Below are 12142 nucleotides of genomic sequence, written 5' to 3' on the forward strand. Positions count from 1 at the left end.
CGCCACCGTAGTCTGGAAGACCACCTCTGGCGCTTCGCCTATCGATGAAACTACAAAGACCAGCAGAAGCCACGACATAGTTTTAGTTCCCCTGTTTCCTGTAGGATCGGCGAGGCACCAGCCCGGGCGCTATCGTGTCCAAGATCGCAGCCGACAATGCGGATCGGCGGGCGGTCCAGCTGCAATTTTCGCGCCGAGATATTACCTGCCCGACAGTGAGCCTGCCAGTCATTATTGCGATTGTTAGGCGCCTGCTGCGATATCGATCCATGACCAGAGGAACCAGACCACCGCGACGACGATGATGATGATCATGGCGCCAACCCACGCCGCCATCCGGTATCTCGCATTTGTGCCGCTTCTTTCGTCCTGGACGTCCCGTAGTGAGCCCATCCGACCGCCCTCGTTGCACGTTCGAGAACACCCAATCCGTATCAGGGAATATACGTTATCATTGCTCCTGAAGCAGCAACAATCAGCACCACTGCGACCAGCAATATGGCCAGACCGTCAGGCGGCGCCGACCGATGTGTGGTAGCTCCTTATTTACCCAGGCCCAGCCCGGCCGCGCTCTTGTCCTCGCGCACGCCCTTGAACGATGGGTGGCGCAGCTTTTGATCATCGGTCCAGCCGCGATACTCGACCTCCACCACCACTTCCGGCCGTATCCAGGTCGCACCCTTGATCTTCAGGCCGGAAACGGGCGGCTTTTCCGTCTTCAGCGCATCGAGCCGCAGCCTTGCATCGGTGCCGGTCTTTGCATTGAAACCTGTACCGACGCCGCCGGCGTGAATGAGCTTGCCTTCCTCCACCCGCGCCAGGATCACATTCCGAAGACCGCCAAAGCCCTTTCTGGGCTCATAGCCAATCGCGACGAACTCATCGCTCTGGACGCATTTCGTTTTCAGCCATTCTCGCCGGCGCCCCGAAACATAGAGGCTGTCGCGGAGCTTGGAGACGACGCCTTCCAGACCGAGCCGGCAGGAATGGGAGAAGATCTGCTCAGGCCCTCCCTCTATCGTCTCGCTGAAGATGATGCCGTCGGGGGCGTTGCCGCCAATCAGCTCCAGGAGGGCGGCGCGGCGCTCGACAAGGGGCTTCTTGCGCAGATCCTTGCCGTCGAAGCGGCGTTCACATTGAAGAGAAGATTTTGCTCAAGGTATAGAGCGAACTCGCTCATGCGGAGGGCACAGCATCCGACACGAGCCTTCGCCAGCGTATCAAACCAATGCCGAAAGCCGTTCTGCCGTCTCGGGCATGCGTTTTAGGCTTGCCTTGATCCGGTGACGCCAGCGAGGACCACACGATAGCGCGTCCTGATAGGCTTCTGCGAGATCGTCTGGGCGATCCTCAGAAAGAACCGATACAAGGAACTCGGTCTGGGCACGGTCCTTTCGAGCCTTCAACTGATCAGGCCCGCCGAGGCGCCGATCGGCCACGATCAGCTTGTGAATGGCGAAACGCTCGGGCCGCGGTATCTGAACCAGAACGCCAGAACGGTATAGAGCGACCGCGTGGATAGGGTCCGCGATAAGAAAATTCAGGTAGTTCAACGCCTGGGCACTCACTCCCAATGCAGGCAGCGGCTTGACGGTTTCGTCGCCGAAGGCCGGAGTCAGAAATTCGACCATTGTTTCCGAGTGGCTCTGCCGCCATTTCCAGATCTGCCGATCATCTATGCTGGGAACCGGATCGAACTTAAGAAATTTTAGTATCTCGGCGGGATTCTCTTCGACCTTATCTTCCAGCACAACCGAAAGCCGTTCGAAACTGGCGAAATCAATGTCGCCTGTTTGCGCCAGCTCCTCGTAATCCATGCGTACCCCAAGGTCACCCTGGTAGAAGCTATAAGCTGATGTCCCCACGAGGGTGCCACCAAGCCGGAATACGCCTGCCCGAGAAAAGGCGAGAAGCAACGACCCTGTCTCACGATCTGTCGTGATGAAGCCCTCGGCCCGGAGCGTCCTGGCGAGCCTCGCCATCCGCTTCCGGCGCTCTTCCGCGTCCTCCCTCAGCGCTTCTGCGCGTTCCAGGCGCGCACGCAACTCCGGTTTGTCCTCACCGAGATACCGGCTCATCATATCGGTCCCGATGCGGAAGCGCTCGTAGAGATAGGTTCGCCCGTTGCGCTCTCGCTCCTCGATGGTGCCAACCAGACCGGAGGCCCTTTCGTCGAGATGAAGACGTAGCAGGTCCTGATAGGCCACCACGGCCGGACGACTGTGTGCGACGATTTTCATGGCCCTCTATTCCCCACGGCATGTGCATCAAATAATACATTGATGCACACAGATTCAAGTGTGCAGCAGAAAAATTACTGATGCACACATCAAACCCTCCGAGAACGGGCCACCGCATTTAACGGTCTGGCGTGCTCCGGCGTAGGAGACTGAACGATCGGGCCCCAGGACCACTACCGTCAATCCCCACACCTGCCGGATACACGCTATAGGCTCCGATTGTTTTCGCGCTTTATGGCGGCATAGGTATGCATGACTTGAGCTTGTTGGGCTTGCGGGCCGCGTCGCTCGCTTCGCGAGCATTGCCAAGATGGTTTGGCCAAGTCGCAACTCAATAGGCGACGGTGAATCGGGCGCGCCGATGCTTGGGCTCTTCCGCCTCGTCGAGCAACGCAACGGCAAGATCCTCCATCGATATCGTCGACGTGCCGGCGGCATCGACGAGCAGTTCGTCACCGCCTGTTCTATAGCGGCCGGTGCGTGCGCCTAGTTGCAGCAGTGCCGGCGGGCTCAGATATGTCCAGTCCGCATGCGTCTCGGCCCGGCAAACCGCGTATTGATCACAGCAGGCAACCGCGATCTCCCGCCAGGCCGGGGAGACATACCGTTCATCGTCGACGATTGCCCTGCCCGAATTGGGTGCAGCCAGACTGCCGGCTCCCCCGACCAACAGGAGCCGCACACCCGTGAGCCTGAGACCCTCCAGCAGCGCCTTGGCGGCTGCAACCAGATCGCGCTCTCTGCCGGGCGCCGGGCGGGTGGCGCTGACCACCAGATCGTGGCCCACGCTTAGCTCGGCGACGTCGCCCGCGTTCGCGGCATTGCCGGTGCAAATGGTTACTGCGGCCAGCGGCTCTGCCACGCGTGTCGGGTCGCGCAGGACGGCAGTAACCTCGTGCCCCCGCTGCAGGGCCTCGGCGACGACACGGCGTCCAACATTTCCTGCGGCTCCAAAGACAAGGATGCGCATTTTCCTCAAGCTCCTGTTTCGACAGATTTGCAGAAATTCCCTTCGCCAGTTCAGCCGGTTGTGGGTCGGCTATCCGTGGCGGGCGCCCCACTGCGTCCGCTCGCCGAACGGCGCAGTAGGAGTACGATCGCCAGGATCACCGCCAAGCTGCCGGGCAGCCATTCCCACCCGATCGTGTCGGGTTCGGTGACAAACAGGATGAGCATGGAAACGAAGGGAACCAGATAGGTATATGCCGTCACTGTGCCCGGCGTGAGGACCCCGGTCCCTCGCTGAATCAGCCAGAAGGTGACGCCACTGGAAAAGACGCCCAAATAGGCCACAAGTAGAAAATCAAAGACCGTCATGCGGGTCAGCGCCGGGATCGGCTCAAGCGCCAACCCGAGAAAACCGATGAGCACGCCGCCGGCCACCAGGCTCCAGAAAGTGCGCAACGCAGCGCTGTTCGAAAGCCAACCCCGCTGCAGGCCCCATTTGCTCAGCACCGGGTAGAGCGCAGATGCAACACAGCCAAGGAAAAATAGCCCCTCCGCGAGGCCGAATTCAAAGCTGTCTCCCACGCCGTCACTGCCGACCCAAGCCAGCGCCAGCGCACCAGCTGCTCCAACCGCCAGTGTCACCAGCAGCGCCACATCCGGTCGCTCCACGCCAAGTATCCGGCCGAGGGCATAGGCAAGCAACGGAACGCTGACATAAAGTGTGGCCATCGACAGGGCGCTGACCTGATGTGCGGCCCAGAACATCGCGCCAAAGAAGCCGGCAAGACACAACCCCATCACCGCATAAAGGGCGAGCCCGGGAAGACCAGGTCGACGATCAGGCGCTCGCCAGACAAGCACACCGATGGCTATAGCCGCGATCGCGAAGCGGATCGCTGTCAGGAACAGCGGCGGCAGCCCCTCGCTCAACAGGCCCACTGCCGGGAACGATAGTCCGACGATCAATGCCCATAAGGACATTCCAGCGTGTGCGCTTTTTGGTTCAGACGTTGTCATTTTCGGTCTCTCATCTTGTCTTTCCGGCTGTCGTCATCACGTCGGTAGTTCGCGCCATCACGAACAGCCCCTTACCTGCCCCATCAGCGTCTTCCCGCTGCTATCTATTGCTTGGGCACGGGGCCGGAGGAACTGTGGGCCGCCAGCCGGCGAATTGCAGTCCTATCAGTACCAATCGTGGTGCTCTCATCTGACTAGCCTTTAAACAGGGATGTGAGCTGAGCTCGCGACGTTTCCGCCGGAGCGGATCGTGTCTGTGTAGCCGACGCCCTGGGCTGCTAACGCTGCGGGCCAGATGCTACCCGCCAGGGAGGGGTCATCCGGTTCGGTCCCGCAAAGTAAAGGACGAGCCGGTTGCCGCCCGGGTCATACAGTTCCGCTTCACGCCAGAGCCATCGCTTGTCCTCGGGCCCACTGGCGAACGCGATCCCGCCAACCGCCAGCGCGTCGACCGTCTCGTCTAGCTCGTCGCATTCAAAGTATACGGTCGTGCCGCCGCCTCCCTCGCCTTGGTGCAAGGAAAAGGTGCTGTCTCCGTCCGGGCAAGCAAATCGAGCATAGTGAGGCCGCGCATCAACGATGGGGGTCAAGCCGAGCTTCGAGTAGAAGTCCCAGCCGGCATCCAGATCCGGCAGAGCAATCGTTACCTGGTTCATTCGCATCTCCAATCTTCTCCTTTTCGGCATGACGCCGATCGATATCCGCGGAGCATCCGTGGACACTTATCGGCGCCCGTTCATCCCATTGTTCGACCGCGTTCCGTTCCTTTGCAGACGGGACGACACGTTTTAGGCCGTTGCCTTCTTCCTTGCGGCGTGAGCGCTGCAAATCCGCCTGCGATCTGATCAGCGAGCTTTCCAACACGAATCCGGGAGCGTCAGACTATGATGTCACCTGATGACCGACGACAGGGCCGCTTTCTGGTTGCGCGGAACGTCGATCAGAAAGCGGGAAGCAAGTATGTCGTGCATTCGGCGACGCTGGAGAGCAGCGTGCGCTGCGGCGGCGCATCAAACGTATGGACGGTAAACCGGTTGCCGAGCAGGGCGTAACGTCCCCCGTGGAAGGGACGCGCGGCAATGAGCGTGTCGCGGAAATGGGAGCTGGGATGCGACGACAGGTAGTAGTTGGCGATCTCGTAGTCGCCGAGCACCTGCGCCTGCAGATCGAAAACATAAACCGGCCGCCAGTCGGTTCCGATCTCAGCGTCGAGACGGTAGAGACCGTTGCGCTCCATAAGGCGAAATCGTTCATGCGGCGTCTGCTGTTCGCGGTCGGTACCGAGGCGGAGCGCACCCGTGAGCGTCAGCGCGCCAAACCCGACATCGGCGATATATTCCGCGCCTTCCGCCATCACCTTCAGAAGCATGTGGCCGCGCGGAGTCCGCACGCCGTTATCCTGGTTCCAACAAATTCTGGCTGAAAGCCCGGTGACGCCGAAACCCAACGCTGCGAGCACCATCCCGAACAGCAGGTTCTGCTCGAAGCAGTAACCGCCGCGCCTCTTTCGCACCAGCTTGTCGACCAGCGCTTCCGGATCGAGCCGAACGGGCAGGTTGCCGAAAAGCGGATCCAGATTTTCGAACGCAATCACCTGCGGATGCAGATAGTGCAGGGCCTGCAACGTCTCGAGGGTAGCATCCCACGGTCCCGAGTATCCAATCCGACGCATATATGCATCGAGATCGATCCTGGTCGCCGCGAACAACTGGTCAGCGGTCATGGTGGTCACCTCCTGGTTCGCACTGTCCCTGATCACCTGTGCCCGAAGCCGCTCACGCCAACGGCGGCCCGCCCCGCGACGGCGTCGATGATTTCCGAAACGGTCTCGTCGGAGAACCCGCCATAAAGCTCGATCAGGCCAACCCCTTGATCCGCCAACTGGCGCGCAACGGGAGACGCGATCCGTTCGTCAGCCATGATGAAGGTGGTGCTTTGAGGCCCGGCGCTGCGGGAGAAGCGGTCGGTGGACGGATCGGCGCCCGGCGCCAGCACCATGCCGACCTCGGCTGGGGGCTTTCCATCCATAAAGGCCTTGTTGAATTCGGCCGCTTTCACGATCGATTCAATTCCGAACGATACGGCAGCGACCCATGTGTCGGCGGGTACGGCCGCCTTCACCTTGGCGCGCACCGCCATCGGCATGCCGCCGCACAATTCGATCAGTTCAACACCTGAGTCTGCCATCTCCTTGGCAACCGCCGGGACCATCGACACGTGGCCGACCAACACTATGGTCACATTGCCGTTTTCGTACTCGTGGACGAACCGATCGGTATTCGGATCGGCTTCTGGAAATTCATAGACGATGGCACGATGCATCACGTTCCCCTTATTGCTGCGGCTGAAGCCTGCGTTCGCAGCTTTCGTCAGGAGCCATAGGGCCGATCGGCACGCGCGTTGCGGAGCGCCACCGCCCACCACTGGAGTTGGTCGAGCATCATCTTCGCGGCGACGTTGGGTCCATCAGGTTCGGAGAGCGCGCCAGTTTCGTCGAACATGCCGTGGCAATTGTGCAAGCTGACACAATCGCGGATTGAGACCATGTGCAGCTCGGCACATACCTGCCGCAGTTGCTCGACCGATCTCAGTCCGCCTGAAATGCCACCGTAGGACACGAACGAGACCGGTTTGGCCATCCACTCCTCGCGCGCTGAATCGAGCGCGAACTTCAGCGAGGCGGGATAGCCGTGGTTATATTCAGGCGTGACGATCACAAACGCATCCGCCGCCGCAAAACGCCCGATCATGGCCTGCACCTCCGCCGGAGGGGTGTCGGTGATAGCGGCCGGAAGATTTGCTTCAGCCAGATCGATGAGGTCGATGTCGATCGCGTCGTCCAAGGCGGCGCGCCCGACGAACCAACGCGCCACTGTATCTCCAAACCGCCCTTCGCGGGTGCTCCCCACGATGACCGCTGTGCGAATTCGATCTCCAGACATCATCGCATTCTTCTCACTTCGCTGCGTTGCCAATTCGAACCTGGCTTCTCGAATGGCACTGGCACCTGTTCTAGGCAATTGCTAAAGCTTCGATCGCTTTGTTCGAAAGGATCGATCAATTGATTGACGCGCTCACGCTCGACCAGTTGCGAGCTTTTGTTTCGGTGGTCGAAGCCGGAAGCTTTCGTGGCAGCGCAAAGCGCCTGTCGCGCGTCCAATCCGCGGTGAGCTACTCCGTTGGAAACCTGGAGACGCAGTTGGGAGTGACGCTTTTCGACCGTTCCGGGCATAGGCCAAAGCTCACGCCGCAGGGTCTGTCTCTGCTGGCCCACGCGCGGTCGATTCTCCTGAAGGTCGATGCGATGCGAGCGCGGGCACGAGAACTCGGCGAGGGAGTGGAACTCGAACTGTCGATCGTGATAGACTCGCTCTACCCGATGCCCTGGATCATGGAGGCGTTGCACGCCATCCGTCGCAGCTACGTTGGCGTGAGTATCCGGCTCGAGGTCCTGCCGCTCGGGGGCCCGCCTGCCGCGATTCAGGAGGGGCGGGTGACGCTGGGCATTCTGGCCGGCGAAGATCTGACGGATTCGCGCATCGAGCTCGAGGCGATGCATTCGCATTCCTTTGTCGCGGTCGCTGCGCGAACCCACCCGCTGGCGGCAGCGGCAGAGGATTTGGACACTTTGGAGGCCGTGGTGCTGGCCGAGCACGTCCAGATCGTCTTGTCCGACCCGACCCAGATTACCGAAGGTCGCGATTTCGGCGTCCTGTCGCCAACGACCTGGCGCGTCAACAATCAAGAGACAAAGTACGCGATGATCCGCGCCGGCCACGGCTGGGGACGGCTACCCCATTGGGTCGTGGACAAGAACCTCGCAAGCGGGGAACTCGTTCGGCTGCCGGTGGTTGCTCTGGGTCTCGGCGGCCAGACCGACGTGCAGTTCTATCTTGCGCGCAGGATCGACCGGCCCCTTGGACCCGTGGCCCGTGCATTCAGGGAGGCGATCCTCGCCAACCACGCTTCCGGAACTTGAGGGACACCGGGCCTGCTTCTCCCTTCGGCCCGATATGAGAACCATGTTTTCCTGGTATTTCGTTTGCACGCCTCAGACGTCCAAGCTTCCAGAGGTTCAAGCTGCTTGCGACGGCTGCAGGATGAAATCGTTTGCACCGCAAATGAAGCCAGGTGGCAAGAAGCCGGGCGACGGCACGTAGCCGCCGCCTTCTGAAAATCACTCAGCTGCGATGGCGCCGGAGGCCATTCTTGCCGCCGGTTCCTTGGAATAGACGATGACCGCGAACATGAGCACGCCGGCAGCGCTAACGAGTGAACTCAACGCGACGAGCGGCTCAATTGCAGCATAGCCGAGAAGTAGAAGGTATAGTGACGGCACCATCACTGCGACACCTGCCGTATAAACCCAGTACTGAAGGTTCGCGAGCCTGGTTTGGGCCTTGGCAGGGTTGAGGGCATAGTAGCCGCCGAAGATTGCCATCGTCGCCCAGCCCAAAAGGTTTGCATGGGCGTGGGCGCCGATGACGTTGTGGGTGCCGGAGATGGCCATCTGCAAGCCCATGGCAATTCCGATGATGAGAAACACGACTGCAGTTCTGAAGAAGAGTGTAGCCAGGTGTGGCATTGTAGTTCCCCAGGAAAAGAACTCGCCCTCCCGGCGAGCGCACCATTATACACCCGAAGAACTCCTCCAGTAAGCGGTAACTCGACAGCGAGGCAAAGCACCTTCCGCAGGGCCCAACGCGTGCGTGCCGAGGCAGCTAGCCCCGTTCACAGCCTATTCCATCATTGTCGCGATCAAGGCCGTATTCATCCTGTCCTATGACGCTGACCGGTCCCTCGACATATTCTGGTCCGTTGCCGCTACCACCGGCGCAATCGACGTCACTGGCAATCGGCACGCATGGGTCGTAACTCGGATGGCATTCCTGCGTGAGCGAAGGCGCCAAGGTCGTCGGGATAATTGCGAGTGCCACAATTGCTCCGAGCGAAATGCGTCGGAGGATCGACTGGGTCATGAGGGCCAATGGCGAATTTTAGCGCCTTTTCTTGTAGTGCTCTGCTGCCTCGTTGGCCTTCTCCCGATTTGGGCCGTGGCGCTCAATGATATCTTTGGCCTTTTCAAGCGAGAGGTCATGCTTCTTTCGGAAATAGCTGACTTCATACGGCTGTTCGAGAGCGACCCTTGCGCGATCTCGTGGTCCCCTCTTACTTTTGTCGTCTGCCATTAAACTCTCCTCCAAGAACGGCTTGAAGAGTATCAACCGTGACGCTCACCGACAAGCAGCGCCGCCCCATCGGCAGCGCTCGGCTATGGCAGATCGTAGGAAGTCACCAGCGGTGGAAGACCATATCGCGCCCGGATCTTTGCCCGCTCCAGCGATTGCCGCCTGACCGAAACGGGATGGTCTTTAACCACCTGTAGAAACGTCCTCGAAATTTGAAACTCGCCGCACTCGGGGCAACTGATTTCTAGAAAGTCGCCAGTGGTGGCATCGGCCTGCTTTGCCGCTCCGTCGCAGATCGGGCAGTTCGTCTGTGTTTTGTTCATTCCATCCCTATCGTGTTGCGCGTGAGCAGTATCAGCCATGTCCTTGACCGACAACCTGCGCCGCACGCATGACGCCCGGCCGCATCGCCACCTCTACCGCGACATGCGCTGGCGCGGACAGCACGGCATAAGGCTACAGGCCCTCATTCGGGACCGCTTCACCTGCCAGCGCTGCGGCTGCATGCTGGTGACGGGCAAGCCGAACCACCCCCGCGCCGCCACGGTCAACCACAAGATCCCGCACAAGGGCGACGAACGGCTATTCTTCAACCTGGCCAACACCGAGAGCGTCTGCAAGACCTGCCACGACGGTCGCATCCAGCGTGAGGAAGAACGCGGGCATCTGGTTGGCAGTGATGAAACGGGCAGGCCGGTGGATCCGGAGCATCCGTGGAGCAGGGACTGCAACCAAAACCAACCGCGCCTGCGCGAAAGCACCGGATCAGGCACTTCCTGCTGTTTCATGACCCGCGGCCGCTGCCGTAGCACGACGGTTCCAGCGGCGACTGGATGCGAGGCTAAAAGACGAAAAAGTAGAGCAGGATTATCACCACGAGGGGAACACCCAACAGCCATAGGATTAAGCCGCGCAACATTGTCGATCTCCTTGTTCGACGCGGCAGTGTCTTGATCTCGCCGCACAGAGGCAACACCACCACAGCGCGTTCAGTTCCGAGTTCTTCTTTCCTGACCTGATCTAAGCCAACCGAAAAGACCTACAAGTTCTGAGAACAAACTGATCGGCTCAGGGGCAGCTGGACCGGCCGTCATGGGCTGATGCTGTCGAAGGGACCTTCACTTTGCGCCCGCTGGTGCAAGTGATTTCTCGGGGGCACGATGAGGAATTGATCTACGCCCATCACCGTGGACGGATCAAGAACTGCTTCAGACGCTGCAAATGTAACAAAGGTGCGCGGTCCATCCTCCTCCGTAACAATCAACCATGCTCCTGTCTCATCTTCAACGAGGACAACTTGGTTGCCATGGCGTCTTCTCCTTTTGAATGGAAGGAAGATGGCGGCGTTCGCGGGCAGCGTCTATGGCTAGATATGACACTTGACCGGCAACAAAAAGGGCCGACCCAGGGGATGGTGTCTGGGCCGGCCGATGGGCTGCGAGGAGGGACATGGAGATTTCCAACCAGGCCCATCGCGCGCCAAACCAGCGTGGACGAGCATGGTTCCGAAGCGACCGTCGCGGGAACGATGTCAAACGGCCGACCCGGGAGGAGTGGGCCGGCCGCGACGGGCTTGGGCTAGGGGGCGGAAGGGCTGAATCGCCCGTCCTCGCATAAACCCGCACGTTTGAAGATGGTTCCAGGCCCGATCTGACGGGCACGCAACTTCCAAGGATGCCTCCGAGAAATTCATCCTTTCTTATGGCTGATGCCGCAAGATGCAGCTCTATGGACAGTCGATACGATCGGCAGCCTCGTCCTTGGGCAAAGAGGAACGATTGCATTGATCGATACTGAAATAAGTCCTTCTTCGAGTGAGGAGAATCTCCTTGAAGCAACTGTTGATCTCAATGGCTCTAGCGTGCACTGCCTTTCCGGCGCTGGCATGCGGCCTCTACACCAGCGATGCTAAGGCTCCCGGCGAGCGTGTTTTAATGGATTATGTCGACGAATTGGTCTTGCGTGACGGCAACAATCAAGCGCACTACGCAACGAGCAACGTGGGGACTGGCCCAGGGATACGCGTTGCCATCCCACTTGAGGGCGGCGACGCCTTGGAAATTTCGGCCGAGGGCGATATTTTTTGGTTCGGTCCAGAGCGCTTCAATAAGTTTTGCCGCTGAGCAAAGATGGTAAAAGTGCCACCCTCAGTGGCAAAAATGGCCACGCAGAGAGACTACACCATGTATCCGGTATAAAATGTAACCTATGTGCCCAGAATGGACCCTGAAAAGAATGGTGCCAGAGGCGGAATCGAGCTTATAGCTTATCAAGTTGATTTGATTGATAAATCTTCAGTGCGATCAATGATCGATACCCGCAAAATTACCCAATCCAAAATCGTACCGGCGGCTCGATTCCGTTTCCACAGGAAACTGCGTTGCATGATACACCCTGTGCTATCGTCTAGCCACCTCTCGCATCCGGCCTTATCGGACTTCATCGCCTTCTCGCCTCGGCCTCCATGATGCGGGATCTTCGATCCAGTGATTGATGTCGGATTCCCGCCACCCGGCCCCGTGGATGCTGATTTTGATCTGGGCGGGGAACGTGCCCTCTGCGATCTTGCGATAGATGGTGGAGCGGGACAGGCCGGTGCGGACGAGGACGGTTCTAAGGCGGATGATACGGTCTGGTTGGTCCATAGCCGTGGTGCCTCCTGCTGGTCGCTTCTGATCCAGACAGAAACAGCGATTTGTTGTTACGCAATAGGTATTTGACTGGCGTCGAACAGTGGCGTGGAAACGG

15 protein-coding genes and 1 pseudogene are annotated in these 12142 nt (G+C 59.6%); 3 read left to right on the forward strand and 13 right to left on the reverse strand.

The genetic code is table 11. The features are described from left to right. Positions 1–542: 542 nt before the first annotated feature. The 9 genes and pseudogenes from NTH_RS14110 to NTH_RS14145 all read right to left on the reverse strand — a co-directional run bounded on the left by NTH_RS14110 (position 543) and on the right by NTH_RS14145 (position 7150). Positions 543–827, reverse strand: coding sequence for a hypothetical protein (locus NTH_RS14110; protein WP_338530600.1), 285 nt, complete (start codon positions 825–827; stop codon positions 543–545). Between the two features lie 81 nt (positions 828–908). After that, a pseudogene (locus tag NTH_RS23135) lies at positions 909–1112 on the reverse strand (DNA ligase); the annotation flags it as partial. Between the two features lie 108 nt (positions 1113–1220). Beyond that, a complete protein-coding gene (locus NTH_RS14115) occupies positions 1221–2240 on the reverse strand; it encodes a nucleotidyltransferase family protein (protein WP_338530601.1) in 1020 nt (339 codons plus the stop codon). Between the two features lie 331 nt (positions 2241–2571). Beyond that, positions 2572–3210, reverse strand: coding sequence for an NAD(P)-dependent oxidoreductase (locus NTH_RS14120; protein ID WP_338530602.1), 639 nt, complete (start codon positions 3208–3210; stop codon positions 2572–2574). 50 nt (positions 3211–3260) lie between these two features. Continuing rightward, a complete protein-coding gene (locus tag NTH_RS14125) occupies positions 3261–4205 on the reverse strand; it encodes a DMT family transporter (RefSeq protein ID WP_338530603.1) in 945 nt (314 codons plus the stop codon). 278 nt (positions 4206–4483) lie between these two features. Continuing rightward, entirely contained in the window at positions 4484–4867 is a 384-nt protein-coding gene (locus tag NTH_RS14130; RefSeq protein WP_338530604.1) for a VOC family protein, read from the reverse strand. Positions 4868–5145: 278 nt separating this feature from the next. Beyond that, positions 5146–5928, reverse strand: coding sequence for an arylamine N-acetyltransferase family protein (locus tag NTH_RS14135; RefSeq protein ID WP_338530605.1), 783 nt, complete (start codon positions 5926–5928; stop codon positions 5146–5148). 32 nt (positions 5929–5960) lie between these two features. After that, positions 5961–6527 carry a DUF6506 family protein gene (locus NTH_RS14140; RefSeq protein WP_338530606.1) on the reverse strand — a complete coding sequence of 189 codons (567 nt, stop codon included), beginning with the start codon at positions 6525–6527 and terminating at the stop codon, positions 5961–5963. A 47-nt stretch (positions 6528–6574) separates the two neighbouring features. Beyond that, positions 6575–7150 (reverse strand): NADPH-dependent FMN reductase, encoded by a 576-nt coding sequence (locus NTH_RS14145; protein WP_338531919.1) that lies wholly within the window; start codon positions 7148–7150, stop codon positions 6575–6577. Positions 7151–7266: 116 nt separating this feature from the next. On the opposite strand from NTH_RS14145, the gene NTH_RS14150 reads away from it, so the two are divergent. Then, positions 7267–8184, forward strand: coding sequence for a LysR family transcriptional regulator (locus NTH_RS14150; protein ID WP_338530607.1), 918 nt, complete (start codon positions 7267–7269; stop codon positions 8182–8184). 198 nt (positions 8185–8382) lie between these two features. Here NTH_RS14150 and NTH_RS14155 read toward each other — a convergent pair whose 3' ends face one another. The 3 genes from NTH_RS14155 to NTH_RS14165 form a co-directional block, all read right to left on the reverse strand. Beyond that, positions 8383–8790 carry a hypothetical protein gene (locus tag NTH_RS14155; protein ID WP_338530608.1) on the reverse strand — a complete coding sequence of 136 codons (408 nt, stop codon included), beginning with the start codon at positions 8788–8790 and terminating at the stop codon, positions 8383–8385. 412 nt (positions 8791–9202) lie between these two features. Next, positions 9203–9394 (reverse strand): DUF3606 domain-containing protein, encoded by a 192-nt coding sequence (locus NTH_RS14160; protein ID WP_338530609.1) that lies wholly within the window; start codon positions 9392–9394, stop codon positions 9203–9205. 83 nt (positions 9395–9477) lie between these two features. Beyond that, on the reverse strand, positions 9478–9717 hold the full coding sequence (locus NTH_RS14165) for a hypothetical protein (protein ID WP_338530610.1): 240 nt from the start codon (positions 9715–9717) through the stop codon (positions 9478–9480). 37 nt (positions 9718–9754) lie between these two features. Here NTH_RS14165 and NTH_RS14170 point away from each other — a divergent pair, with 37 nt between their 5' ends. Both NTH_RS14170 and NTH_RS14175 read left to right on the forward strand, forming a co-directional pair. After that, complete coding sequence (locus NTH_RS14170) at positions 9755–10348, forward strand: HNH endonuclease (protein ID WP_338530611.1); 594 nt, start codon at positions 9755–9757, stop codon at positions 10346–10348. A gap of 875 nt (positions 10349–11223) precedes the next feature. After that, positions 11224–11517: a hypothetical protein gene (locus NTH_RS14175; protein WP_338530612.1), complete on the forward strand. Its 294-nt coding sequence runs from the start codon at positions 11224–11226 to the stop codon at positions 11515–11517. 306 nt (positions 11518–11823) lie between these two features. On the opposite strand, the gene NTH_RS14180 is transcribed toward NTH_RS14175, so the two are convergent. Beyond that, on the reverse strand, positions 11824–12039 hold the full coding sequence (locus tag NTH_RS14180) for a helix-turn-helix transcriptional regulator (protein WP_338530613.1): 216 nt from the start codon (positions 12037–12039) through the stop codon (positions 11824–11826). Between the last annotated feature and the right edge of the window lie 103 nt (positions 12040–12142).

Source organism: Nitratireductor thuwali, assembly GCF_036621415.1.
Classification (GTDB): Bacteria; Pseudomonadota; Alphaproteobacteria; order Rhizobiales; family Rhizobiaceae; genus Chelativorans; species Chelativorans thuwali.

Bases quoted from the DNA above. Each gene is read 5' to 3' on its own strand.
- NTH_RS14180 (WP_338530613.1), bottom strand. From the start codon at position 12,039: ATGGACCAACCAGACCGTATCATCCGCCTTAGAACCGTCCTCGTCCGC.
- NTH_RS14165 (WP_338530610.1), bottom strand. From the start codon at position 9,717: ATGAACAAAACACAGACGAACTGCCCGATCTGCGACGGAGCGGCAAAG.
- NTH_RS14125 (WP_338530603.1), bottom strand. From the start codon at position 4,205: ATGACAACGTCTGAACCAAAAAGCGCACACGCTGGAATGTCCTTATGG.
- NTH_RS14160 (WP_338530609.1), bottom strand. From the start codon at position 9,394: ATGGCAGACGACAAAAGTAAGAGGGGACCACGAGATCGCGCAAGGGTC.
- NTH_RS14140 (WP_338530606.1), bottom strand. From the start codon at position 6,527: ATGCATCGTGCCATCGTCTATGAATTTCCAGAAGCCGATCCGAATACC.
- NTH_RS14145 (WP_338531919.1), bottom strand. From the start codon at position 7,150: ATGATGTCTGGAGATCGAATTCGCACAGCGGTCATCGTGGGGAGCACC.
- NTH_RS14170 (WP_338530611.1), top strand. From the start codon at position 9,755: ATGTCCTTGACCGACAACCTGCGCCGCACGCATGACGCCCGGCCGCAT.
- NTH_RS14115 (WP_338530601.1), bottom strand. From the start codon at position 2,240: ATGAAAATCGTCGCACACAGTCGTCCGGCCGTGGTGGCCTATCAGGAC.
- NTH_RS14155 (WP_338530608.1), bottom strand. From the start codon at position 8,790: ATGCCACACCTGGCTACACTCTTCTTCAGAACTGCAGTCGTGTTTCTC.
- NTH_RS14120 (WP_338530602.1), bottom strand. From the start codon at position 3,210: ATGCGCATCCTTGTCTTTGGAGCCGCAGGAAATGTTGGACGCCGTGTC.
- NTH_RS14130 (WP_338530604.1), bottom strand. From the start codon at position 4,867: ATGCGAATGAACCAGGTAACGATTGCTCTGCCGGATCTGGATGCCGGC.
- NTH_RS14135 (WP_338530605.1), bottom strand. From the start codon at position 5,928: ATGACCGCTGACCAGTTGTTCGCGGCGACCAGGATCGATCTCGATGCA.